The organism is Mesorhizobium sp. LMG17149 (genome assembly GCF_024518695.1).
Taxonomy (GTDB): Bacteria; Pseudomonadota; Alphaproteobacteria; order Rhizobiales; family Rhizobiaceae; genus Mesorhizobium.
The window spans coordinates 172,572-195,684 of record NZ_JANIFL010000002.1; the positions used below are offsets into that span (position 1 = coordinate 172,572).

Genomic DNA, 23,113 nt, shown 5'->3' on the forward strand with positions numbered 1-23,113 from the left:
CCCAAGAACCCTAGTTTTCGACAATCCTGGAAAAGGAAACCCACCATGCGTTACGCCTGTCTCATCTATTACCACCCCAAAACATTGTTCGGCGGCAGCCCGGAGGCCAATGCCGTGCTGGCCGAGTGCTCCGGATATGACGAGGTGCTCAAAGCCAGCGGCCACTTTGTAACCGCCGAGGCCCTGGTGCTGCCAGAAGAGGCGATGACCGTGCAGGTCCGCGACGGCAAGATGTCGACCGTCGACGGCCCGTTCATGGAGACCAAGGAGATCCTGGGCGGCATCATCGTCATCGAGGCCCGCGATCTCAACGAGGCGGTGCGAGTGGCGAGCGGCCATCCACTGGCAACGATCGGCTTTGTCGAAGTTCGCCCGGTCGTCGACTTCAGCCAGCCGCCGCCGGTCCTGTGAGCACCACCAGCCCCCGCGATGCCCTGGAGGCGGCCTACCGCACCGAGGCGCGGCGCGTGCTGGCGACCTTGATCCGCCTGCTCGGCGGTTTCGACGCGGCGGAGGAGGCCTTGCATGAGGCCTTCACTGCTGCCGCCGAGCAATGGCCGCGCCAGGGTGTGCCGGCCAACCCCTATTCCTGGCTGGTCTCGGCCGGCCGCTTCAGGACCATCGACCGCTGGCGCCGGGAAGCGCGGCTGGCCGGGGCCCTTCCCGAGCTCACGGCTCTGGCGGAGCCGACGCCGGAACCAGCCATGCCGGAAGACATCCAGGACGATGAATTGCGGCTCATCTTCGTCTGCTGCCATCCGGCGCTGGCGCCGGATGCACGCATCGCCCTGACCCTGCGCGAAGTGGGTGGTTTGACCACCGAAGAGATCGCCCGCGCCTATCTGACGCCTGCACCGACCATTGCGCAACGCATCGTGCGGGCCAAGGCGAAGATCCGGGACGAGGCGATCCCCTACGAGGTGCCCGACCGCGCCGACCTGCCGGTGCGTCTCGAGAGCGCGCTGCAGGTCATATACCTGATCTTCAACGAGGGTTACGCGGCCACCGAGGGGCCGAGCCTGACGCGGGCCGATCTGTGCGCCGAGGCGATCCGGCTCGGCCGGCTGATGGTCGAACTGCTCGACCAGCCGGAGGCGCAAGGGCTGCTTGCCCTGATGCTGCTGCACGAGGCGCGGCGCGCGACGCGAGTCAATGCCAGCGGCGACCTTGTCCTGCTGGACGATCAGGACCGCACGCTGTGGGACCGTTCGCTGATCGCCGAGGCCGACGGCCTGATCGGTCGGGCGATCGCCTCGCGCCGCATCGGACCTTACATCCTGCAAGCGGCCATTGCTTCCGTCCACGCCGAGGCGGCAGGCACGGCGGAGACCGACTGGGTACAGATCGTCGCGCTTTACGATGTGCTCGGCCGCGTCGACCCCTCACCGGTCGTGGCACTCAACCGAGCCGCGGCCATAGGCATGCGCGACGGCCCGCAGGATGGACTGGCGGCAATCGAGGCGGTCATGGCACAAGGCGGGCTGGACGGCTACCATCTGGCGCACGCGGCGCGAGCAGACATGCAGCGCAGGCTTGGCTTGACCGAAGCGGCAAGGACCTCCTACCGGCGGGCGATCGAGTTGACCCGGCAACCGGCGGAACGCCGGTTCATCGAGGGGCGACTCGGTCAGCTTTAAGCGGGATGGCTGCACAGGGCACCATTCTTGTTTTCTCGTTTTGTTCTCCCTATAGATGCGCTACAATCGTTCTTTCGATTCGAGTCAATTGTGATTCTTTCCACCGAAAAAACTCGGCTGTGAATCGCGGGTATCAAAGCTGATTGGACAGGCACTGGTGCAGATAAGTCAGCATGGACTTGTCACGTTCTGATATCGAAAGGCCGGGATCGAAATCGGGGATATCATGGCAGAAGCAGCGCGAAAATTCGGCGTGGCGGAAACACCGCTTTATCGTGAAGCGCCCAACAACATCGAGGCCGAGCAAGCGCTGCTCGGCGCCATCCTCGTCAACAACGACGCCTTCTATCGCGTCTCGGACTTCCTCAAGGCCAGCCATTTCTACGAGCCGCTGCACCGCAAGATCTTCGAGGTGGCGTCCGAGTTCATCCGTATGGGCAAGGTCGCGACGCCGATCACGCTGAAAACCTTCCTGCCCGCCGACGAGAAGGTCGGCGACATGACGATGGCGCAATATGTCGTGCGGCTGGCGGTCGAGGCTGTGACCGTCGTCAACGCCACGGACTATGGCCGCGCCATCTATGACCTTGCGACGCGCCGCGCGTTGATCACGGTCGGCGAGGACATGGTCAACATCGCCTATGACGCGCCGGTCGACATGGCGCCCGGTGAACAGATCGAGGATGCCGAGCGGCGGCTGTTCGAGCTGGCCGAAAACGGCCGCTACGATGGCGGTTTCGAGAGCTTTTCCGATGCGTTGAAGAATGCCGTCGACATGGCCAGCGCGGCCTATATGCGCGATGGCCACCTGTCCGGCATTGCCACCGGCCTGCGCGATCTCGATCATCGTATGGGCGGGCTGCAGCCGTCGGATTTGATCATCATCGCCGGCCGCCCAGGCATGGGCAAGACGTCGCTGGCCACCAACATCGCCTACAACATCGCTGCCGCCTATGAGCCTGCCCAGCAGGCCGACGGTTCGGTCAAGGCGGCCAATGGCGGCGTCGTCGGTTTCTTCTCGCTCGAAATGTCGTCGGAGCAGCTGGCCACCCGCATCATCTCCGAGCAGACCGAGATCCCATCGTCGAAAATCCGGCGCGGCGATCTGACGGAGGCCGATTTCGGCAAGCTCGTTGCCTACACGCAGGAGAACCATAAACGGCCGCTCTATATCGACCAGACGGGCGGTATTTCCATTGCCCAGCTTGCGGCGCGCGCCCGCCGCCTCAAGCGTCAGCGCGGGCTTGACCTGATGGTCATCGACTATATCCAGCTGATGCAGGGTTCGTCCGCCAAGGCATCGCAGAACCGCGTCCAGGAAATCACCGAGATCACTACCGGGCTGAAGGCGCTCGGCAAGGAGCTGGGCGTGCCGATCATCGCCCTCTCACAGCTCTCGCGTCAGGTCGAAAGCCGCGACGACAAACATCCTCAGCTGTCCGACCTGCGCGAATCGGGTTCGATCGAGCAGGACGCCGACGTGGTGCTGTTCGTGTACCGCGAGGAATATTACATCAAGAACAAGGAGCCGGAGAAAGGCACGCCCGAGCATCTCGCCTGGGAGACGAAGATGATCGAGGTCCAGGGCAAGGCCGAAGTGATCATCGCCAAGCAGCGCCACGGACCGACCGGCACCGTCAGCCTTGCCTTCCAGGGCGAGTTCACCCGCTTCTCCGACCTCGCCGAGGAGCATCATCTGCCGGAAAGGTTCGAGTAGGCATGGTCGCGGAGCAACCGATTGGACTTTAGCAATATCTATCAGAGGATGAAATTTGAAGAGTACGAAATCTCCGAGGAAGAACGCGAGCAACTCACTAATTATTTGAAATCAGCCGGGTCAATTTCTCGTCCTCAATCGCATGCCGGTTTGCTGGTGTTCTGCTATTCAAGCGAACCGACGCCCGGGAACATTGAATTGGTGAGGAAATTCCTTGCCAAGCATGTCGAAGACTATACCCGCAGCGCGGCAGTTACCGGGCTCTACCGCATTTGGAAGCTGGGCAAGACCTCCGACATTGATGATCTGCTTGGCCTTTTGGAACGTTGGTCCGTGGAGTCTCAGCATGACACGTCTCTCGCTGCGATCGGGTGTGCATTCCTTGTCATGCATCGGCTTCAGGACCACCGCCTCTCCCTAGGACTTAGGCGACTGCTGGAAACACTGCACGAAGAAGTCAAGCGAGACAACGATTTGGCGGTCGGCTTGTTCATCCACGCGTGTTGGTCAGCATACGACAATTGGGCCGTGAACAACGGACAGCGCCGCATGCATTTCGACGCGATCAAAGAGGCTTTGCCGATTTATTCGGATCGCCAGAAATACCTCTTGGAACCGATAAACTGATGGCCAAATCCCGGGTCCAATTCATCTGCCAGAGCTGCGGATCGGTGCATCAGCGCTGGGCCGGCAAATGCGATGCCTGCGGCGAGTGGAACACGCTGGTCGAGGAAGGCACGTCCGGCGGCATCGGCTCAGGACCGGCCAACACGCGCAATGCCCGCAAGGGCCGCGCGGTGGTGCTGACCACGCTGTCCGGCGACATCGAGGATGCGCCACGCATCATTTCGGGCATCGGCGAACTCGATCGCGCCACCGGCGGTGGTTTCGTGCGCGGCTCGGCGCTGCTGGTCGGCGGCGATCCTGGTATCGGCAAGTCGACGCTGCTCACCCAGGCGGCCGCGGCGCTAGCATCAAAAGGCCACCGCATCGTCTATGTCTCGGGCGAAGAGGCGGTCGCGCAGATCAGGCTGCGGGCGCAGCGGCTTGGCGTCGCCTCTTCTCCGGTGGAACTTGCCGCCGAGACCAATGTCGAGGACATCCTGGCGACGATCGCCGACGGCAAGCGGCCTGATCTCGTCATCCTGGATTCGATCCAGACGCTGTGGACCGACCTTGCCGATTCGGCACCGGGCACCGTCACACAGGTGCGCGCCGCCGCCCAGGCGATGATCCGCTATGCGAAATCCACGGGTGCTGCGATCGTGCTGGTCGGCCATGTCACCAAGGAAGGCCAGATCGCCGGGCCGCGCGTCGTCGAGCATATGGTCGACGCCGTGCTCTACTTCGAAGGCGAAGGCGGCCACCACTACCGCATCCTGCGCACGGTGAAGAACCGTTTTGGACCGACCGACGAGATCGGCGTCTTCGAAATGTCGGACAAGGGCCTGCGCGAAGTTGCCAATCCGTCCGAGCTTTTCCTTGGCGAGCGCCATGCAAAATCGCCCGGCGCCGCGGTTTTCGCCGGCATGGAGGGGACAAGGCCAGTGCTGGTCGAGATCCAGGCGCTGGTCGCGCCCTCCTCGCTCGGCACGCCGCGCCGCGCCGTCGTCGGCTGGGACGGCGCCCGGCTGTCGATGATCCTGGCGGTTCTCGAAGCCCATTGCGGGGTGCGCTTCGGCAGCCACGATGTCTATCTCAACGTCGCCGGCGGCTACCGGATTTCGGAACCCGCTGCCGATCTGGCAGTGGCTGCCGCCCTGGTTTCCTCGCTCACCGGTCTTGCCCTTCCCGCCGATTGCGTCTATTTCGGCGAAATCAGCCTTTCGGGCGCCGTGAGGCCGGTTGCGCATGCGCAACAGCGCCTCAAGGAAGCCGAAAAGCTGGGTTTTGGAAGCGCGGTTCTGCCCTCGGGCAGCGGGGAACTGGCAGGGGGGATCGGGGCCGGTTCTTTCCAGCCGACCGAGCTTGCCGACCTCGTGGCACGCATAGCCGGCTCACGCCGAAGCCGCGTGGACGAAGAAGATTAGAGCATCGGACCCAGAGCCCGATGTTCCGCGCTATAATGCGGCTCATGGAGTGGGGCGAAAGACATGCCGATTACGCTGCTTGACGGAATTCTCGTCGGCTTCACTCTGGTCTCGGCGATGCTCGCCATGGTTCGCGGCTTTTCGCGTGAAGTCCTGTCCGTCGTCTCCTGGGCAGCGGCGGCAGCGGCGGCGTTCTTCTTCTACAAGCCGGTTGTGCCTTACCTCGCGCCCTACATCGAGAATGAAAAGATCGCCATGGCGGCCGCCGCCGGCGTCGTCTTCATCGTCGCGCTGATCGTCGTCTCGGTCATCACCATGAAGCTCGCCGACTGGATCATCGATTCCCGAATCGGCGCGCTCGACCGTACGCTGGGTTTCCTCTACGGCGCCGCGCGCGGCATCCTGGTCGTCGCCGTCGCCCTGCTGTTCTTCAACTGGCTGGCTGGCGCCAAGGCACCGGCCTGGGTCACGGAGGCCAAGTCGCGACCGCTGCTCGAGCAGATCGGCGCCAAGCTCGAAAGCCTGCTGCCCGAGGATCCGGAAAACGCCATTCTCAAGAAGCTCAATCCGAATCAGCCGGCCGCCGAGACGCCAGCTGCTCCGGACGCACCGGCTGCGGATGCTCCGGCGGGCGGCGACGATGCCAACACGCCAGCGCCTGACGACAATGACGCAACACCTCCGGCCAACAACGCTCCGGCACCGGCGGCGCCGGCAAACTGACGCCGAAAACGGCGTCAGGATCCGACGATGGTGTGAACGACCGCACGGCCCGCGTTGCTTTCGGCGCGAACCCGCATTATATGGCGATTTTAGCGGAGCTTAAGATGGCAGACGCAGACGACGTGCTTTCCGCCGAGGCCGACGACCATTTCCACGACGAATGCGGTGTGTTCGGCATTTTCGGCCGGCAGGACGCGGCGGCCATCGTCACATTGGGCCTGCATGCGCTGCAGCATCGCGGCCAGGAAGCGGCAGGCATCGTTTCCTATGACGGCAGCCAGTTCCATGTCGAACGCCATGTCGGCCTGATCGGCGACACCTTCACCAAGCAGCGCGTCATCGACAGCCTGCAAGGCAACCGCGCCATCGGCCATACGCGCTACGCCACGACTGGCGGCGCCGGCATGCGCAACATCCAGCCCTTTTTCGCCGAATTGGCCGATGGCGGCTTCGCCGTCGCCCACAACGGCAATCTGACCAACGCCATGACCGTGCAGCGCGCGCTGCAGAAGCAAGGCGCGATCTTCTCCTCCACCTCCGACACCGAGACGCTTTTGCATCTCGTCGCCACCAGCAAGGAGCGCGATTTGAACTCGCGCTTCATCGATGCGGTGCGACAGGTCGAGGGCGCTTTCTCGCTGGTGGCGATGACGGCCAAGAAGATGATCGGCTGCCGCGATCCGCTCGGCATCCGGCCGCTGGTGCTCGGCGATCTCGACGGCGCCTGGATCCTGGCCTCCGAAACCTGCGCGCTCGACATCATCGGCGCGCGTTTCGTTCGCGACCTGAAGCCCGGCGAGATGGTCGTCGTCACGTCCAAGGGCATCGAGAGCCTGTTCCCCTTCGAGCCGCAGAAGACCCGCTTCTGCATTTTCGAATATGTCTATTTCGCGCGGCCGGATTCCTCGGTGGAAGGCCGCAACGTCTATGAGGTGCGCAAGCGCATCGGCGCCGAGCTGGCGGTTGAAAGCCCGGTCGAGGCGGACATCGTCGTGCCGGTGCCGGATTCGGGCACGCCGGCGGCGATCGGCTTCAGCCAGGCCGCAGGCATTCCCTTCGAACTCGGCATCATCCGCAATCATTATGTCGGCCGCACCTTCATTCAGCCGGGCGATTCGATCCGCCACATGGGCGTCAAGCTGAAGCACAATGCCAACCGCCGCATGATCGAGGGCAAGCGCGTGGTGCTGGTCGACGACAGTATCGTGCGCGGCACCACCAGCCAGAAGATCGTGCAGATGGTGCGCGACGCCGGCGCCAAGGAGGTGCATATGCGCATCGCCTCACCGCCGACACGCGCCTCCTGTTTCTACGGTGTCGACACGCCGGAGAAATCGAAGCTCCTGGCATCGCGCATGTCGATCGAGGAGATGGCCGAGTTCATTCGCGTCGATTCGCTCGGCTTCCTCACCATTGACGGGCTCTACCGCGCGGTCGGCGAGGCCAGCCGCGATAACGACCAGCCGCAATTCTGCGATGCCTGCTTCACCGGCCAGTATCCAACCCGCCTGCTCGACTTCGAAGGCCACGACAATGTGCGCACGCTGTCGCTGCTGGCGACGAGCGGGACGTAGGCCGGACCGCCATCAGCGTTAGTCAAATTCCCGGAATCCATCGCATGACCCTCGACCTTTCCGATCGCGTTGCGGTCGTCACCGGCGCCTCGCGCGGCATCGGCTATTTCATTGCCAAGGAATTGGCTGCCGCCGGCGCGCATGTCATTGCGGTGGCGCGCACTGTCGGAGGACTGGAAGAGCTCGACGACCAGATCAAAGCGGCCGGCGGCCAGGCGACACTGGTGCCGCTCGACCTCGCCGACATGGCCGGCATCGACCGCCTGGGCGGCGCCATCCACGAACGCTGGGGCAAGCTCGACATTCTCGTCGCCAATGCCGGCGTGCTCGGCGTCATCTCGCCGATCGGTCATGTCGAAGCAAAAACCTTCGAGAAGGTGATGACCATCAACGTCACCTCGACCTGGCGGGTGATCCGCTCCGTCGACCCCCTGCTGCGGCTCTCCGACGCTGGACGAGCGATCATCCTGTCTTCCAACGCAGCGCACTCGGCGCGTGCCTTCTGGGCACCCTACGCGGCGTCCAAGGCCGCGGTGGAGACGATGATGCGCTCCTGGGCGCATGAGACGCAGAGCCTGCCGCTCCGGGTCAATGCCGCCGACCCCGGCGCCACCCGCACCGCCATGCGTGCCCAAGCAGTGCCGGGCGAAGATCCCGAGACGTTGCCGCATCCCTCCGAGATCGCCAAACGCATCGTGCCGCTGGCCAGCCCGGACCTGAAAGAGACCGGATTGATCTTCCAGGCCAAGCACAATCGGTTCGTCGCCTATCGCCAGCCGGAATAAAACTAGAGCCTTTTTTGCCGCATGTCGGTTTCCCAAAAACCACTGCATACTTTTAGGCGACATGCGTAGGGATTAAACAGGCCTCCGGCAACGTTTCTTCTGATGTAACCCGTCGAAGACCAACCGGAGGACCGACATGCGTAAACTGCTTCTCGCCACCGCCGCCACCCTGATCGCAGCCGCGGGCGCCGCTTACTCGCAAGATGCCAAGATGAGCTTCTTCGTCACCAGTGTCGGTTCCAGCAAGGGTGCCGACCTCGGCGGCCTCAAGGGCGCCGACGCGCATTGCGCGTCGCTGGCGGAAGCCGCCGGCGTCACCGGCAAAAGTTGGGCCGCCTATCTGTCGACCAGCGACACCGACGCCCGCGACCGCATCGGCAAGGGGCCATGGGTGAACGCCAAGGGCGTCAAGATCGCCGACGATGTTGCCTCGTTGCACAGCGATGCCAACGGCATCACCAAACAGACAGCGCTCAACGAGAAAGGCGAAGCGGTCAACGGCCGCGGCGACACGCCCAACCGCCACGACGTGCTGACCGGCTCCAAGCCCGACGGCACCAAGATCGCCGACCAGACCTGCGGCGACTGGACGATGAGCGGGGCGGAAGGCGCCGCGATGATGGGCCATCATGACCGCGCCGGTCTCGACGATTCGGCAGCGGCCAAATCCTGGAATTCCTCGCACGCCTCGCGCGGCGGCTGCAGCCAGGAGGCGCTCAAGGGCACCGGGGGCGATGGCTTGTTCTATTGTTTTGCCACCAACTGAGCCGATTGCGCTTCGAAATCGGGCTGGAAACCCCCGTCACATCACGCGGCTGTGATGTGACGGCGGGAAGCTGTGCGGCGGTCAGGCTTTCGTCATTTCCATGGAGTTGGTAGGGTCACAGCGACTCCCACAACAGCGCCCAACTGGCAGAACAAGGAAATCCCCATGGCTACGACCGCAGCAGCGTTGGTCTGGTATCTGGTAATCGCCGGCCCGCAAGGCGGCATGGTCGTGCTGCCCAGCACCTTCGACAAACGCGAACAGTGCACCGCCGCCATCACCGAATATCAGAAGCAGCCGACACCGGCCGGCTGGTCGGTGCAATGCGTGCCGAGCGCCTCGCCCTTCACTGACGAGGGCGACGCCGAAGAACCGTCGGCGCAGTAAGCATCAGCGGCGTGCGCTCACCGTCAGCTCCGGCTTCTGGCTGATGGTCTGGAACACCACGCAATAACGCTCGGTCAGCTTCAGCAGCGAGTCTACCCGCTCCTGCGGCTCAGCGGTGTCGAGGTTGAAATTGAGCCGGATGGCGCGAAAGCCGACCGGTGCATCCTTGGCGACACCGAGCGTGCCGCGAAAATCGAGATCGCCTTCGGCCTCCACCGTGGCGGCGCCGAGCTTGAACTCGAGCGCCGTCGCCACCGCCTTGAGCGTCACCCCGGCGCAGGCGACCAAGGCCTCCAGCAGCATGTCGCCCGAGCAGAGTTCAAGCCCTGAGCCGCCTGTTGCCGGATGCAAGCCGGCGATGGCGAGCGCCCTGCCCGTCTCCACCTTGCAGGCAACCGACTGGTCATCGATCGAGCCCTTGGCGCGAAGCGTGATCAGAGCCTGCGAAGCATCGTCACGGTAGGCCTGCTTCAGCGGCGCCTGCATGGCCTTCAGTTCGGTCGCATCCATCCGCTTTTCCCCTTTCGTCGACTGCTTGCGTCACCGGCATACGCCGTCCGGTCGAGATTTGCGCCGATCACCGTGGCAAGGCAATGCCGTTCCGCAACAGGAGACAGCGGTCAACACCGATATCCCAAATGGGACATTGACGGACAAGGTCCCAAAAACGTCTGATCCGGGCAAGTCATCACTCCATTTCCCGGCGGTCCCAAGATGCCCCGTACCCTCTCGACAAGGCCGAAACAGGATGGGTTTCGCGCGCCCGGCGAATTCGAACCAAAGTCAGGCTGCTGGCTGATCTGGCCGGAGCGGCCGGACACCTGGCGCCTCGGCGCCAAGCCCGCGCAAAAGCTGTTCGTGGATGTCGCCGCGGCGATCGCGCAAAGCGAGCCAGTGACGGTGGCGGCCTCCGCTCGCCAGTGGCAGAATGCCCGAGCGCGATTGCCCGGCCATGTGCGTGTCGTGGAGATGTCCACCAACGATTCCTGGTTGCGCGACAGCGGTCCCAATTTCGTCGTCAACGATCAAGGCGGCGTGCGTGGCGTCGATTGGATCTTCAACGCCTATGGCGGTTTTGACGGCGGCCTCTACGCGCCATGGGACCTCGATGATCTGGCAGCGCAAAAAGTGCTCGAAATCGAGAACATGGATCGCTACCGCGCACCGCTGATCGCCGAGGGCGGCGGGTTGCAATGCGACGGCCAGGGCACCCTCATCACGACGGAGCAATGCCTGCTCAACCGAAATCGCAACGCTCATCTCGGCAAGGCCGAGGTGGAACGCCAGCTTGGTGACTATCTCGGCGTCGACACCGTCATCTGGCTGCCGCGTGGCCTTGCCTTCGACGAAACCGACGGCCATGTCGATGACGTCTGCTGCTTCGTGCGCCCCGGCGTGGTCGTGCTGAGCTGGACCGACAATCGGGAGGACCCGCAATATGAGATTGTGCGAGAAGCCGAAGAGGTGCTGCGTTCGGCCCGTGATGCGCGTGGCCGCGCACTGGAGATCCACCGGCTGCCGCATCCCCTGCCGATCGAGATGACGCCGGAAGAAAGCGAGAGCGTGGACCGGCTGGATTCGACCTGGGCGCGACCGGCCGGAAACCGGATCGCGGCGAGCTACATCAACTACTATCCGGGCAACAGCGTCGTGGTGGTACCGCAGTTCGGCTGCGATCTCGATGTGAAGGCCAAGCAGACGCTGGCCGAGCTGTTTCCCGACCACAAGATAGTCGGCATCGAGAACTCGCGCGAGATCTTGCTGGGCGGCGGCAATGTCGCCTGCATCACCTTGCCGGTCTATGCCCCGCAGCGACGCTGAGGGACGACGCATGCCGAAAACAGATAGCGAAAACGGAGGACATCTATGCGCGCTCTGATCTTCTCAACCCTGCTTGCCTGCGGCGTCTGCGCAAATGCGGCTTCGGCTGACGAGGAAAAGATCGTCAACGTCTACAACTGGTCCGACTACATCGCGCCGGACACCGCCGAGAAATTCGAGAAGGAAACGGGCATCAAGGTTCGCTACGATGTCTATGACGGCAACGAGGTACTTGAAACCAAGCTGCTCACCGGCGGCTCGGGATATGACGTAGTCTACCCCTCAGCCTATCCGTTCCTGAAGAACCAGGTGAAGGCGGGGGCGTTCCTGGAACTCGACAAATCGAAGCTTGCCAACCATTCGAAGATCGATCCGCAGGCCCTGGCGCTGATCGCAGGCGCCGACCCGCAGAACCTGCATGCCGTGCCCTATATGGCCGTCACCGACGGCATTGGCTACAACGTCGCCGCCGTGAAACAGAGGCTGCCGGACGCGCCGACGGATTCCTTCGCCATGGTCTTCGACGTGGACGTGGTCAAGAAGCTCTCCGATTGCGGCGTGGCCATGATCGATGCGCCGGCTGAAGTCATCCCGATGGCGATGAACTATCTTCACATCGACCCCAGATCGACCAGTCCCGACGACCTCGCCAAGGTCGAGGACCTGATGGGCAAGGTGCGGCCCTACATCCGCTATTTCCATTCGTCGAAATACATCAACGACCTCGCCAACGGCGACATCTGCGTGGTGTTGGGCTGGTCGGGCGACATACTTCAGGCAAGGACCCGTGCGGCGGAATCCGTGAAGAAGCTGGAGATCGCCTATTCCATCCCCAGAGAAGGCACGCTCATCAACTTCGATACGATGGTGGTGCCGAAAGATGCGCCGCATCCCGACAACGCCCAGGCCTGGATCAACTTCAATCTGCGGCCCGATATCGCCGCGGCCAATTCCAGCTATGTCTCCTATGCCAATGCGATACCGGAATCCCTGCCGCTGATGGACAAGGCGATAGCCAGCGATCCCGGCGTCTTTCCGCCTGATGCCGTGAAGGCCAAGCTGTTCGTGGTCGACAACAACGACCCAAAGCTGCTGCGATCACAAAACCGCATGTGGACGCGCATCGTGACGGGGCAATAGCGCCGGCGTAAGCCGTCAGGCTCAAGCGGCTTCGCGGAAGGCCGCCAGCAGCTCGACCTGGGAGTGCACGCCGAGCTTGCGGTAGATCTGCTTGATGTGGTTGCGGACGGTGCCGGGTGAGACGGCGAGGCTTCGCGAAATCGTCTTGGCGTTGCCACCCTCGACCAGATGCCGCGCAACCTCGGCCTCGCGCCTGCTCAGCCGCGAGCGTCCGTCACCGATTGCGGCGCCCTTGTCCCGGGAGCGGCACAGATGAAGCAATCTTTGCAGAATGAGCCTTGTCGCGCTGCTTGCCGCGCAAGCCATCTCCAAATCCTGATCGCCAAAGGCCGGTGCCCCGTTTCGCCGCAGGAAGGTGACATAGCCAGCGGTCAGCCCGTCGAGATTGAACACGCCGGTGATCTCGTCGAAACTGTCGGAAGGGCCGAAGAATTCGCGATAGTAGGGGGTACGCTGGAAGTCGCCATTGCGGAGTGCCGACAGCGGCAACAGGAAATCCTGTCTTGTGCTGGCGAACCTCTGGAAGAAGGGATCCTGGCGATACAGTCGTGCATCGTAGTCGCGGTTCCAGCGATCGGGGCCGGCATCGTCGATGGTCAGGGATGTGATGTCGCGACGGTAAAAGCCGACATAGGCGCGGTCGGAGCCAAGCAGCCCGCTCGCCGCCGCTGTGAAGCGAGCGGACAGTTCTTCGGGCGTTGCAGCCATGGCCGCGGCGGCGACACCACCGCTCCAGTGTCCAAACCGATCGAGAGAGATGTTCGACTGCATTCCGGCTCACATTAGCGCAAGCCGTTGCAGGTTCAAGACAGCCATTTCCTTTGACTTCGATCCTCTCGGCCATACCTATGCGGGAGTCGTTCTCGCGGAGCCATCATGCTGGTCAAGCTGAAACTGATCTTCCTCATCCTGCCGATGCTTGCCGTCCTGGCGCAGCCCGTCCTGGCTGAAACGGCGGAGCGGCCGGCACCTGCGGGCGGTGTGCTGTCCCTGCTGCCGCCGCCGCAGACCACCAACCATTCGATCACACTGGCCGGGCGCAAGCTGGATTACCAGGCAAAGGCAGCGACCCTGTCGCTGCTATCGGGCAACGGCGACGTCACGGCGGAGATCTTCTATGTCGCCTACACGCTGGAGCCGCCGGCGAGCGTGGCCAAAGACCCGCAGCGGCCGATCACCTTCGTGTTCAATGGCGGCCCTGGAGCAGCGTCCGCCTATCTGCATCTCGGCGCACTCGGTCCACGGATAATCGCGACGGGAGCCGACGGCGAACTCCTGCCCTCACCGCAAAGACTGATCGACAATCCGGACAGCTGGCTCGACATGACGGATCTCGTCTTCGTCGATCCGGTGGGAACCGGCTATAGCCGCGAGGCACCGGGGCAGGACACGCGCGATTTCTGGGGCGTCAACCAGGATGCCAGCTCGATTGGCGCCTTCATCCGGCTCTATCTCGCGCAGAACGGCCGCACCGGGTCGCCGCTGTTCCTCGCCGGCGAAAGCTATGGCGGGTTCCGCGCGGCGCTGCTCGCCAGGACATTGCAGGAAGATATCGGCATCAGTCCGAGCGGCATCGTGCTGATCTCGCCGGCGCTGGAGTTCACGCTGGTGCAGCCCGACGAATTCGAGCCGCTGCATTGGGCGCTCGAACTGCCTTCCCTGGCGGCGGTGCGGCTACGCACCGAAGGCGTCAGCGGCGATGCATTGCGGGAGAAGCTGGCCGAAGTCGAACACTATGCGATGGGCGATTACCTCACGGCAATCACCAGCGGACTGGAGCAAGGCAGGCGGCTGGCGAGCCAGCGCGTCGCTGAGATCACCGGCCTGCCACTCGATTTGGTGCAGCGGAACTCCGCTCGCATCCCCACCGGCCTGTTCGCAAGGGAATTCGCTCGCGCCAGCAGCAAGGTGCTCAGCCCTTATGACGCCACGATCGGCACAGCCGACATCGCGCCTGAGAGCGCCCGCACCGCCGGCCCGGATCCGGTGCTCGACCGCAGCGTGCCGGCGCTGACGTCGGCGTTCGTCGGCTATATCCGCGAAGAGCTGAACTTCCGCACCGATGTCAGCTATCGGCTGCTCAATGGCGAAATCAGCCACAAATGGGATTACGGGACCAGCGCCTCGCGGCAAGGCTATGCCGGAGTGATGGACGATCTGCAGCGCGCACGCTCACTGAACCCTTCGCTTGGTGTCGTGATCGTCAACGGCTACACCGACCTGGTCACGCCTTACCTCGCCTCGCGCTACCTGGTGAACCAGATCCCATCGCTCGCCGATGCCAAGCCTATCCGTCTCGATGTCGTCGAGGGCGGGCACATGATGTATTTCAGGTCCGACGGCCGACGCGCGCTGAAAGAAGCCGCTTCGGAGCTTTACCAGGCGACGCAGTAGGCTTGGCGACAGTGCAGCTCGGCATGGACCCCTGCCCCAACATAACCAGCGGGCTGGCGTAGCGCCGCAGCGATTTTCGCCCTTATAGCTTGGTGCCGAGGGAACTGAATTCACAGCTCCTCGTGTCGCTCCTCACAGCATTCTGCCGCTCCGGCAATTTGGTCCCACGCGCCTTATGGCCGATATCGCCATTCTCGAAACACGCGAGCGGGTGCTTGCAGGCATCCTGCTGACCGGTGCGGCCTATTTGCTGTTTTCGACACAGGATGCTTCGATCAAGCTGTTGGTCGTCGGCATGAGCGTCTGGCAGATCATGTTCTTCCGCAGCATTGCCATTCTGGGCGCGTGCGCGGCGATCGGCGGACGACAGTTGTTTGCCGACACGATGCGCTCGCCGATCGTGCGGCCGATGCTGGTGCGCAGTGCCTTCACGCTTGCTGCGTGGCTCTGTTACTACAACGCCGCGCGCAGCCTGCAGCTCGCCGAGCTGACCACCGTCTATTATGCGGCCCCGATCATCGTCACAGTGCTTTCAGTGTTCCTGCTCGGCGAAAAGGTGCCGATGCTGCGCTGGCTGGCGGTGCTGATCGGCTTTGCCGGCGTGTTCGTCGCTTGCGATCCGACCCATCTCGGCCTGTCCGTGCCGGTGCTGCTGGTGCTGGCGGCGGCCTTCTTGTGGGGCATCGCCATCGTGCTCTTGCGCAAGACCGCCCTTGCCGAGCGCTCGATGATCCAGCTCCTGCTCAACAATTTCTATTTCCTGCTGTTTTCGGCGGTGCCGGCATTGTTGTTGTGGCGGACACCGGACGGGGCTCAGTTGCTGCTCCTTGCCAGCGTCGGCGCACTCGGCGGCCTGGCACAATATCTTCTGTTCGAAGGCATGAAGCGCACACCGGCTTCGGTCCTCGCGCCGCTGGAATACACCTCGCTGTTGTGGGCATTCGCACTCGGCTTTGCGATCTGGGGCGACGTGCCGCGCCGCGAGGTGTTCCTGGGCGCTGCGCTGATCGTCGCCGCCGGCCTGTTGATCGTCGGCACCGAGCATTTCCGCAAACGGCTATGATGTGCATGGCCATGATTGCTGACACTACGATGTCAGGACCAAGCGGCGTAGGCTGGCAGCATGACTGAGATTGCAGCTACCATCGACACTGCGGCAGAGCGTACGCTCGGCATCATCCTGGTGTCGTCATCGGCGGCAGTGTTCGGCCTGACGGGCGTGCTGACCAAGTCGATCCATGCCGACCCGCTGACCATCATCTGCTGGCGCGGCTTTGTCGGCGCGATCCTGATCAGCTTCTATGTGCTGTGGCGGCGTCACCGTTCCGGCAACCGCGAAACGCTGCGGCTTGGCTGGCGCGGCTGGCTGCTGGCGGTAGAGGGAGCTCTGGCCAGCATCGCCTTCATCTCGGCGTTCAAGTTCACCTTCGTCGCCAATGTCGCGGTCATCTATGCCACAGCACCTTTCGTCACCGCGCTGCTGGCCTGGGTTCTGACGCGCGAACCCTTCCGGTTGCAGACGATGGTCGCCGCCGCCGTGTCGCTGTGCGGCGTGGCGATCATGGTCTGGTCCGGCTTCGGCACCGGCAATCTGTTCGGCGACGGACTGGCACTGCTGATGACCATCGGCAGCGGCCTCTACATGATCATGGTGCGCGCGTTCCGCGACACGCCGGTGGTGTGGGCCGGCGCGGTTTCGGCGTTCCTGCTGTTCCTGCTCGGCTGGTTCGTCACCGATCCGCTGGCGGTTTCGCAAAGGGATGCCGTTCTGCTCGCCACGTTCGGCGCGTCCTTTGCGTTGTCCTCGATCCTGTGGACGGAGGGCGCGCGGCTCATCCCGCCGGCCGAATCCGGACTGCTCGGCTCGGCCGAAGTGCCGTTCGCGATCCTGTTTGCCTTCCTGTTCCTGGGCGAGATTGCACCAGCCGCCAGCATGATCGGCGGCGTCATCGTGTTGTGCGCGGTGTTCGCCCATGCGGGGCGGGATTGGCTGAGGGCCCGCTCGCAACGCATGGCCGGCCCGCAACGCGTGGCGTCAAATATTTCTTAAAAAAGTGACACAGTCACGGAACCATCATCCGGGTCAGGCATTATGGGTGCGACGGGCCATCCCCAAGTCCCCCCAAACCCCTCGGCCCGTCCTACTCCAAGCCGACCGTAAGGTCGGCTTTTTCTTTGGGCATTCAGCCCGACAAGGCAAGGTTGCCGCTGAGAAGGGCCGCCAGATCGCCCGCCGGACCATCGGAGCCAGCGCGCAACCGGATGGCGAACTCAGCCATTGGAACCTGCGGCAGGCCAAGCTCGCGCGGCGCCTCGACAATGCCGGAATGGGCAAAGCGAGCCGTTCGCAGCGTCAGCGCGACACCGGCGTTCACCGCCGTGCGCAGGCCGGCCAGACTGGCGCTGCCGGCAGCGATGCGGTAGCGGCGGCCGGCAGCATCGAGTGCGGCAAGTGCTGCCTCGCGAAAACCGCAATACGGATCGAGCAGCGCCAGCGGCAATTCCTCCTGCCGCGAAGCCAGCCCTTTTTGCGAACACAGCCATATCATCGGCTCGCGCAGCACGCCGACCTCGTCCAACGCCGCTGCCTGGCGCATGACGATCGCCAGATCGAGGCCGCCAGACTGCAGCGCCTGCGCCAGCTCGGCGGAACGGCCGACCCGCAGTTCGATCCTGACGCGCGGATGACTGACGGCGAAGGCACGCAGCAGATCCGGCAGGCCGCTGTCGGCGAAATCCTGTGTCGTGCCGATGGCGACGCGTCCGGCAGCCCGGGCGCCCTTCAGTGTCAGCCATGCCTCGCGATGGGCGGCAAGGATCCGCCTGGCATGGCCGACGAGGTCTTCGCCTGCAGGGGTCAAGCCGCGCCCTCGCCCTTGCGGCGCCAGCAACGGCTCACCGACGATTTCCTCCAGCCGCTGCATCTGGGTGGTCACCGCCGAGGGCGAACGGCCGATGCTTGCAGCCGCCTGGGCCAGTGAGCCGCTGTCGACGAAAGCGAGGAAGGTTCGGAGCAGATCGGGATCGAGCGTTTCCATACTTCGATGTTATCGAATCTTCAATTAAAAACAATTCGATTTTTTTGATCTAAAGTTGGTGGCATGGCTGTTTCAACGGCAATCGGACGCCGCTCAAGCCAAGGAGAAGAAAAATGCCCATCATCAACATCAGCGTCACCGGCAAGCCCGACGCGGCTCTTTCAGCCAGCATCGCAAAGGAGGCCACCGAAATCACCGCGACGCAGCTGCGCAAGGACCCGACGATCACGGCAGTTGCCGTGTCCTATGTCGATCCGCAGCACTGGTTCGCCGGCGGCGAGTCGCTGGCCGAGCACGGCACCAGCACGTTCTGGCTTGATATCAAGGTGGTCGACGGCACCAACACCAAGCTTGAGCTGGAGGCCTATCTGAAGGCGATCTTCGCGGCCTTCGGCCGTCTGCTGGGCGGCGTGCACGAGGAGAGCTACGCCTTCGTACATGAAGTGCCGGCAGCCGCTTACGGCTATGGCGGCAAGACGCAGGAATTTCGTTTCATCAGTGGACGGCTGCAGGCGGCATGACAAGCAGCTTCCCGCACCAAGGGAAGCAAAAGCTCCGCATTGACCTTGCTCCCACATCGTCTAGGTTCTGGCCGAAGCGGCCGCAAAAGAGCCGAGATGCTAAGAATGTTGGGAGAGACGCGGCATGGTCCTGACACTGGCGCTGCTTGCGGGTCTTGTTCTGGCCTGGCTGCTGATCGGAGTGGTGGAAAAATTCCGCCTCGGCCTGCGCTTTACCCAGGCGCTGCTCTATGTGCCGTTCAAGCTCGCCTACCGGATCGCCGACAGCCGTATCAGGATCGCCCGCCAGGCGCAGGCTCCAGTCATCTACGTCATCTCGCATCAATCGCGCTTCGAACCGGCGCTGATGCTGTCGCTGCTGCCGGAAGACACACTGCACATACTCGACGAGGCCTCGGCGCGCTCGCCGTGGCTTGAACCTTGGCGCGAGCTTGGCCGTACCATCGCTTTCAACGCCGAACATCTCTTCGTCAGCCGCCGGCTGGTGCGCGTGCTGAGGGGCAAGGGCCGGCTCGCCGTCTATCTGCCGGATGCGGTCGAGCCTGACGTCAAGATGTTTCGGTTGTTTCGTGCCGTCACCCGCATCGCCATGCAGGCCGATGCCAAGATCGTGCCGATCTTCGTCGGCGGCGCGCGCGGCCTGCCGGTGTCGCTGACACCCGCGGACAAGGCGCCACGACACTGGTTTCCGCAGCTGTCGATCAGCGTGCTGGAACCTATGACCATCGCCGAACTGGTGGCGCGGAACCCCGATCAGGCCTCGAACACCAACGCGCTGTTCGACCGTGTCGCCGAGGCGCGGCTCTTCGGCACCAACCTCGATCGTGGCCTGTTCCTGGCCATGCGCGATGCCGCCGACCGCGTCGGCGCTTCGCATACCATCATCGAGGACGTGATCTCCGGGGCGCTGACCTACCGCAAGCTGTTCATCGGCGCCCGCGTCCTGGGCAGGCGCTTTGAGGCGGTGACGGCTCCGGGCGAGGCGGTCGGCGTGATGCTGCCCAATGCCAATGGGGTCGTGCTGTCGCTCACTGGGCTTCTGTCGTCCGGCCGGGTGGCGGCGATGATCAACTATACGGCCGGACCGGCGAGCGTCACCGCTGCCGTGCGCACGGCGGTGATAAGGACCGTGATTTCCTCCCGCGCCTTCGTCGAGAAGGCCGATCTGGCCGATATCGTCGCGGCGGTCGAAAAGGGTGGTGCCAGGCTGCTGTGGCTGGAGGATGTGCGGGAGAGCGTTACCGCGCTGGACAAGCTTGCCGCCGCTCTGCTGTGGCGCTGGCCGCTGCAGCGGCAGGATGCGGCCAAGCCGGCCGTGATTCTGTTTACCTCGGGCTCGGAAGGCACGCCGAAGGCGGTCGTGCTGTCGCACAAGAACCTGTACGCCAACGCCATGCAGGCCGAGGCGCGGATCACCATCTCGCCGGCCGACATCCTGCTCAACGTGCTGCCGGTGTTCCACTCCTTCGGCCTGACGGGCGGCACCATCCTGCCGCTGGTCACCGGGGTAAAGCTGTTCCTCTACCCCTCGCCGCTGCACTACAAGATCATCCCCGAGGTGGCGCGCAAGGTGAAGCCGACCATTATGTTCGGCACCGACACGTTCCTCGCCAACTATGCGCGCACCGCCAAGGACGGCGATTTTTCCAGCCTGCGCTTCGTCGTCGCCGGCGCCGAGGCGGTGAAGCCGGAAACCCGCCGCGTCTATCGCGAGCGCTTCCAGGCCGAGATCATCGAAGGTTTCGGGCTGACCGAGGCGGCACCGGTGGTTGCCGTCAACACGGCAATCCATGGCCGCGACGGCACGGTCGGCCGGCTGCTGCCTGCCATGCGCATGAAGCTGGAGCCGGTCGAGGGCATCTCCGACGCCGGCCAATTGTGGCTCGACGGGCCGAACCTGATGATGGGCTACATGACGTCGGACCGCCCCGGTGAGTTGCAGCCGCTGACCGGCTGGCACGATACCGGCGACGTCGTCGCCGTCGACCGCGAGGGCTTCATCACCATTCGCGGCCGCGCCAAGCGCTTCGCCAAGATCGCCGGCGAGATGGTGTCGCTAGGGGCGGTCGAGATGCTGGTGCAGTCGCTGTGGCCGGAGGAGCGCCACGCGGCTGTGGCGGTGCCGGACAAGAGACGCGGCGAGCGCATCGTGCTGGTCACCACCGCCGACGATGCCAATCCCGACGAGCTGCGCAAATTCGGCAAACAGGCGGGCGCCGCCGAACTGATGGTGCCGAACGACATCGTCAAGGTGGAGGAAATCCCGGTGCTGGGTTCCGGCAAGACCGACTATGTGTCGACGAGGAAATTGGCGATCGACAGGCTGGGGCTCGGCGTCGCGGCCTGAGTCAGATCAAGCACTTCTGCGAATTTTCTAACCTATATCGGAGGGCGGCACTTTCTCGCCCTCGCGCTTGGCGCGCTTCGAATAGGCGCGCACGCTGAATGGCAGGAAGATCAGGTAGCCGGCGACCGAGGCGGTCAGCGTGTACCATGGATAGGTCATCAGCAGGAGCACGTAGAGTACGACACCGAGGATGATCGGCAACACCCTGTCGCCCGGGATCCTTAGGCTCTTGCCGGAATAGACCGGCAGCCGGCTGACCAGCAGGAAGGCGACCAGGATGGTGAAGCCGGTGGCGACGAAGGCGGCGGGGCGACTGGGCTCCAGCCCTGTGCGCAGGAAATAGAGATAGAGCGGCAGCATCACCAGCACGGCGCCCGCCGGCGCCGGCACGCCGACGAAATATTCGGACTGCCATATGGGGCGATCGCCCTTCTCGTCGTCGAGCACGTTGAAACGGGCGAGGCGCAACCCGCAGGCGATGGCGAACAGCAGTGCCGCGATCCAGCCCGGCGAGCCGGCGCGGTCGAGCAGGAAGGCATAGAGCACCAGAGCCGGGGCAACGCCGAAATTGACGATGTCGGCCAGCGAATCCATCTGAGCGCCGAATTTGGAGGTCGCCTTCAACATCCGCGCCAGGCGGCCGTCGATGCCGTCGAGGAAGGCGGCAAGCAGCACCATCACCACCGCCGGCTCGAAGCGGCCTTCGAAGCCGAAGCGGATGCCGGACAGGCCGGCGCAGATGGCGAGCACGGTGACCAGATTGGGCAGCACCATGCGCATCGGGATTTCGCGGATGCGCGGACCGCCGCTGGCATGGGCCTCGAACTTTTTGTATTGCGTGCCCACCGGTCAGGAAACCCGAACAAGAGGCGTGCCGGCAACACCGCCGAATTCAGCCAGCACGGTTTCGCCGCCAACCGCCGTCTGGCCGACGGCAACGCGCGGCGTGGCGGTCAGGGGCAGGAACACATCGACACGCGAGCCGAAGCGGATCAGGCCAAAACGCTCGCCAGTGCCGATTGAGCCGCCGGCCTCGGCCCAGCAGACGATGCGGCGCGCCACCAGGCCGGCGATCTGGACGGCCGCGACCGTGCCGTTGGGGCTCTCGATGACCAGGCCGTTGCGCTCGTTCTCGGTGCTGGCCTTGTCGAGTTCGGCATTGAGGAATTTGCCCGGCCGGTGCTCGATTTTCGCAATACGGCCGCGCACCGGGGCGCGGTTCACGTGGCAGGAGAAGACGTTCATGAACACCGAGATCCGGGTCATCTCTGCATTGCCGAGGCCGAGTTCGCGCGGCGGCACGGCGGGTCCGACCGCCGAGATGATGCCGTCGGCGGGGCTGACCACCAGGCGGTCATCGACCGGCGTGACGCGCTCGGGATCGCGGAAGAAATAAACGCACCAGGCCGTCAGGATCAGACCGATCCAGAACAGGATCGAGGAGAAATAGCCGAGGAAAAGCGTCGCCGCGCCAAAGGCCGCGATGAAGGGATAGCCTTCGCGATGGATCGGTACGAATGCGTTCTTGACCGTATCGACAAGGCTCATCTGCTAAAAACAGGCTCCGTTTCCAAGTCCGGCCTCAATAGCCGAAAGCCCCCCTCGCCGCAACGCAACAATGGGGAAGGCCGTATCGGGTGCGCCGGCAGGGGTCGCGATCCGCTTGCCCGGTCAGTATCGTTGTCGGCAGAATTCGGGATACCGACGGTTCAAGGCGCGGGAAAAGGTTGCCCGTCCATGATCCCAAATCCCAAGACGTTCTGAAGCCCGCACCGGCCAGGTGTTCAGCGTCGAAGCGCCGGCACCTGGCATCGGTTGGCCGTAACGGCTTTTCTAAAGCCCCGGAACCCGCTGATAGTTGGCGATGTCGGCGCGCACGCCGAGCCGGGCGATCATCTCGTGCGGGTTGAAAGCGATGCGCTCGTGCGCGGCCTTGACGATCGGCACGACGTTGTCGATGGCTGCCTGGCTTTCCCATTCGACGATGGTGACGAGGTTGAATTCGCCCGGCCCGGAGAATTGCTCGAGCAGGAAGTCCTGGACGAAGCCCTGTTGCAGGCGCAGCAATTCATGCGTTGTCCTGACCTTGGCGAGTATCTCCTCGCGGGCGGCGGCAGGCACAACGAATTTGTCCACCCTGAACACGCTGCGGCCGTCAACGCTCTGATTTGTCTTGCTCATTTCGATTTCTCCGTTCCTGGATCATGGTGTTTTTTGGGCTCCAGGAACGGCC

Annotated in this window: 23 protein-coding genes; 17 read left to right on the plus strand and 6 right to left on the minus strand. The window is 63.7% G+C overall.

The genetic code is table 11. From position 1 onward, the window contains the following. Window positions 1-45: 45 nt before the first annotated feature. From NP945_RS04150 to NP945_RS04195, 10 genes are all read left to right on the plus strand, one after another. Entirely contained in the window at window positions 46-411 is a 366-nt protein-coding gene (locus NP945_RS04150; protein ID WP_027037981.1) for a YciI family protein, read from the plus strand. Beyond that, window positions 408-1,637, plus strand: a complete 1,230-nt coding sequence (locus tag NP945_RS04155) for an RNA polymerase sigma factor (RefSeq protein ID WP_256745646.1) — start codon at window positions 408-410, stop codon at window positions 1,635-1,637. Before NP945_RS04150 ends, NP945_RS04155 begins: the two co-directional genes overlap by 4 nt. A gap of 226 nt (window positions 1,638-1,863) precedes the next feature. Beyond that, the gene (locus NP945_RS04160; RefSeq protein WP_127261333.1) at window positions 1,864-3,354 is read left to right on the plus strand and encodes a replicative DNA helicase; all 1,491 of its coding nucleotides are present in this window, start codon (window positions 1,864-1,866) and stop codon (window positions 3,352-3,354) included. A gap of 21 nt (window positions 3,355-3,375) precedes the next feature. Then, window positions 3,376-3,981, plus strand: a complete 606-nt coding sequence (locus tag NP945_RS04165; RefSeq protein WP_256745647.1) for a hypothetical protein — start codon at window positions 3,376-3,378, stop codon at window positions 3,979-3,981. Further along, window positions 3,981-5,384 carry a DNA repair protein RadA gene (radA, locus tag NP945_RS04170; RefSeq protein WP_013532526.1) on the plus strand — a complete coding sequence of 468 codons (1,404 nt, stop codon included), beginning with the start codon at window positions 3,981-3,983 and terminating at the stop codon, window positions 5,382-5,384. Before NP945_RS04165 ends, radA begins: the two co-directional genes overlap by 1 nt. 63 nt (window positions 5,385-5,447) lie before the next feature. Next, window positions 5,448-6,107 (plus strand): CvpA family protein, encoded by a 660-nt coding sequence (locus NP945_RS04175; RefSeq protein WP_127267853.1) that lies wholly within the window; start codon window positions 5,448-5,450, stop codon window positions 6,105-6,107. Between the two features lie 104 nt (window positions 6,108-6,211). Continuing rightward, window positions 6,212-7,681, plus strand: a complete 1,470-nt coding sequence (purF, locus tag NP945_RS04180) for an amidophosphoribosyltransferase (RefSeq protein ID WP_013532528.1) — start codon at window positions 6,212-6,214, stop codon at window positions 7,679-7,681. 44 nt (window positions 7,682-7,725) lie between these two features. Further along, on the plus strand, window positions 7,726-8,466 hold the full coding sequence (locus NP945_RS04185) for an SDR family NAD(P)-dependent oxidoreductase (protein ID WP_256745648.1): 741 nt from the start codon (window positions 7,726-7,728) through the stop codon (window positions 8,464-8,466). A 136-nt stretch (window positions 8,467-8,602) separates the two neighbouring features. Continuing rightward, the gene (locus tag NP945_RS04190; RefSeq protein WP_256745649.1) at window positions 8,603-9,232 is read left to right on the plus strand and encodes a hypothetical protein; all 630 of its coding nucleotides are present in this window, start codon (window positions 8,603-8,605) and stop codon (window positions 9,230-9,232) included. 165 nt (window positions 9,233-9,397) lie between these two features. Beyond that, window positions 9,398-9,619 carry a hypothetical protein gene (locus tag NP945_RS04195; RefSeq protein ID WP_013532531.1) on the plus strand — a complete coding sequence of 74 codons (222 nt, stop codon included), beginning with the start codon at window positions 9,398-9,400 and terminating at the stop codon, window positions 9,617-9,619. A 3-nt stretch (window positions 9,620-9,622) separates the two neighbouring features. Here NP945_RS04195 and NP945_RS04200 read toward each other — a convergent pair whose 3' ends face one another. Then, the gene (locus tag NP945_RS04200; protein WP_127269953.1) at window positions 9,623-10,129 is read right to left on the minus strand and encodes an OsmC family protein; all 507 of its coding nucleotides are present in this window, start codon (window positions 10,127-10,129) and stop codon (window positions 9,623-9,625) included. A gap of 204 nt (window positions 10,130-10,333) precedes the next feature. Here NP945_RS04200 and aguA point away from each other — a divergent pair, with 204 nt between their 5' ends. Next, on the plus strand, window positions 10,334-11,440 hold the full coding sequence (gene aguA, locus NP945_RS04205; protein ID WP_127321130.1) for an agmatine deiminase: 1,107 nt from the start codon (window positions 10,334-10,336) through the stop codon (window positions 11,438-11,440). A gap of 45 nt (window positions 11,441-11,485) precedes the next feature. Then, window positions 11,486-12,580 carry a polyamine ABC transporter substrate-binding protein gene (locus NP945_RS04210; RefSeq protein WP_127269957.1) on the plus strand — a complete coding sequence of 365 codons (1,095 nt, stop codon included), beginning with the start codon at window positions 11,486-11,488 and terminating at the stop codon, window positions 12,578-12,580. A gap of 21 nt (window positions 12,581-12,601) precedes the next feature. On the opposite strand, the gene NP945_RS04215 is transcribed toward NP945_RS04210, so the two are convergent. Then, window positions 12,602-13,351, minus strand: coding sequence for a helix-turn-helix transcriptional regulator (locus NP945_RS04215; RefSeq protein WP_127321132.1), 750 nt, complete (start codon window positions 13,349-13,351; stop codon window positions 12,602-12,604). Window positions 13,352-13,456: 105 nt separating this feature from the next. Here NP945_RS04215 and NP945_RS04220 point away from each other — a divergent pair, with 105 nt between their 5' ends. The 3 genes from NP945_RS04220 to NP945_RS04230 all read left to right on the plus strand — a co-directional run bounded on the left by NP945_RS04220 (window position 13,457) and on the right by NP945_RS04230 (window position 17,024). Continuing rightward, window positions 13,457-14,974: a S10 family peptidase gene (locus tag NP945_RS04220; protein WP_256745650.1), complete on the plus strand. Its 1,518-nt coding sequence runs from the start codon at window positions 13,457-13,459 to the stop codon at window positions 14,972-14,974. A gap of 175 nt (window positions 14,975-15,149) precedes the next feature. Next, the gene (locus NP945_RS04225; protein ID WP_127321134.1) at window positions 15,150-16,037 is read left to right on the plus strand and encodes a DMT family transporter; all 888 of its coding nucleotides are present in this window, start codon (window positions 15,150-15,152) and stop codon (window positions 16,035-16,037) included. Between the two features lie 60 nt (window positions 16,038-16,097). Further along, on the plus strand, window positions 16,098-17,024 hold the full coding sequence (locus tag NP945_RS04230; RefSeq protein WP_256745651.1) for a DMT family transporter: 927 nt from the start codon (window positions 16,098-16,100) through the stop codon (window positions 17,022-17,024). A gap of 133 nt (window positions 17,025-17,157) precedes the next feature. Here the strand turns inward: NP945_RS04230 and NP945_RS04235 are convergent, their stop codons facing one another. Then, complete coding sequence (locus NP945_RS04235; protein ID WP_256745652.1) at window positions 17,158-18,012, minus strand: LysR substrate-binding domain-containing protein; 855 nt, start codon at window positions 18,010-18,012, stop codon at window positions 17,158-17,160. Between the two features lie 113 nt (window positions 18,013-18,125). On the opposite strand from NP945_RS04235, the gene NP945_RS04240 reads away from it, so the two are divergent. Together NP945_RS04240 and NP945_RS04245 are read left to right on the plus strand one after the other, a co-directional pair. After that, on the plus strand, window positions 18,126-18,533 hold the full coding sequence (locus NP945_RS04240) for a 4-oxalocrotonate tautomerase family protein (protein WP_256745653.1): 408 nt from the start codon (window positions 18,126-18,128) through the stop codon (window positions 18,531-18,533). 124 nt (window positions 18,534-18,657) lie between these two features. Continuing rightward, window positions 18,658-20,880, plus strand: coding sequence for an AMP-binding protein (locus NP945_RS04245; protein ID WP_256745654.1), 2,223 nt, complete (start codon window positions 18,658-18,660; stop codon window positions 20,878-20,880). Between the two features lie 27 nt (window positions 20,881-20,907). Here the strand turns inward: NP945_RS04245 and NP945_RS04250 are convergent, their stop codons facing one another. From NP945_RS04250 to NP945_RS04260, 3 genes are all read right to left on the minus strand, one after another. Continuing rightward, on the minus strand, window positions 20,908-21,726 hold the full coding sequence (locus tag NP945_RS04250; RefSeq protein WP_127268236.1) for a phosphatidylcholine/phosphatidylserine synthase: 819 nt from the start codon (window positions 21,724-21,726) through the stop codon (window positions 20,908-20,910). A gap of 3 nt (window positions 21,727-21,729) precedes the next feature. Continuing rightward, on the minus strand, window positions 21,730-22,428 hold the full coding sequence (locus NP945_RS04255; protein WP_127268237.1) for a phosphatidylserine decarboxylase: 699 nt from the start codon (window positions 22,426-22,428) through the stop codon (window positions 21,730-21,732). 285 nt (window positions 22,429-22,713) lie between these two features. Continuing rightward, entirely contained in the window at window positions 22,714-23,061 is a 348-nt protein-coding gene (locus tag NP945_RS04260) for an antibiotic biosynthesis monooxygenase (protein ID WP_256745655.1), read from the minus strand. Window positions 23,062-23,113: the final 52 nt, after the last annotated feature.

Coding starts and splice junctions, on each gene's coding strand:
- NP945_RS04220 (WP_256745650.1), top strand. CDS start 13,457: ATGCTGGTCAAGCTGAAACTGATCTTCCTCATCCTGCCGATGCTTGCC.
- NP945_RS04225 (WP_127321134.1), top strand. CDS start 15,150: ATGGCCGATATCGCCATTCTCGAAACACGCGAGCGGGTGCTTGCAGGC.
- NP945_RS04185 (WP_256745648.1), top strand. CDS start 7,726: ATGACCCTCGACCTTTCCGATCGCGTTGCGGTCGTCACCGGCGCCTCG.
- NP945_RS04190 (WP_256745649.1), top strand. CDS start 8,603: ATGCGTAAACTGCTTCTCGCCACCGCCGCCACCCTGATCGCAGCCGCG.
- NP945_RS04255 (WP_127268237.1), bottom strand. CDS start 22,428: ATGAGCCTTGTCGATACGGTCAAGAACGCATTCGTACCGATCCATCGC.
- NP945_RS04160 (WP_127261333.1), top strand. CDS start 1,864: ATGGCAGAAGCAGCGCGAAAATTCGGCGTGGCGGAAACACCGCTTTAT.
- NP945_RS04240 (WP_256745653.1), top strand. CDS start 18,126: ATGCCCATCATCAACATCAGCGTCACCGGCAAGCCCGACGCGGCTCTT.
- NP945_RS04150 (WP_027037981.1), top strand. CDS start 46: ATGCGTTACGCCTGTCTCATCTATTACCACCCCAAAACATTGTTCGGC.
- NP945_RS04195 (WP_013532531.1), top strand. CDS start 9,398: ATGGCTACGACCGCAGCAGCGTTGGTCTGGTATCTGGTAATCGCCGGC.
- NP945_RS04210 (WP_127269957.1), top strand. CDS start 11,486: ATGCGCGCTCTGATCTTCTCAACCCTGCTTGCCTGCGGCGTCTGCGCA.
- NP945_RS04230 (WP_256745651.1), top strand. CDS start 16,098: ATGACTGAGATTGCAGCTACCATCGACACTGCGGCAGAGCGTACGCTC.
- NP945_RS04235 (WP_256745652.1), bottom strand. CDS start 18,012: ATGGAAACGCTCGATCCCGATCTGCTCCGAACCTTCCTCGCTTTCGTC.
- NP945_RS04260 (WP_256745655.1), bottom strand. CDS start 23,061: ATGAGCAAGACAAATCAGAGCGTTGACGGCCGCAGCGTGTTCAGGGTG.
- aguA (WP_127321130.1), top strand. CDS start 10,334: ATGCCCCGTACCCTCTCGACAAGGCCGAAACAGGATGGGTTTCGCGCG.
- NP945_RS04200 (WP_127269953.1), bottom strand. CDS start 10,129: ATGGATGCGACCGAACTGAAGGCCATGCAGGCGCCGCTGAAGCAGGCC.
- NP945_RS04175 (WP_127267853.1), top strand. CDS start 5,448: ATGCCGATTACGCTGCTTGACGGAATTCTCGTCGGCTTCACTCTGGTC.
- purF (WP_013532528.1), top strand. CDS start 6,212: ATGGCAGACGCAGACGACGTGCTTTCCGCCGAGGCCGACGACCATTTC.
- radA (WP_013532526.1), top strand. CDS start 3,981: ATGGCCAAATCCCGGGTCCAATTCATCTGCCAGAGCTGCGGATCGGTG.
- NP945_RS04215 (WP_127321132.1), bottom strand. CDS start 13,351: ATGCAGTCGAACATCTCTCTCGATCGGTTTGGACACTGGAGCGGTGGT.
- NP945_RS04245 (WP_256745654.1), top strand. CDS start 18,658: ATGGTCCTGACACTGGCGCTGCTTGCGGGTCTTGTTCTGGCCTGGCTG.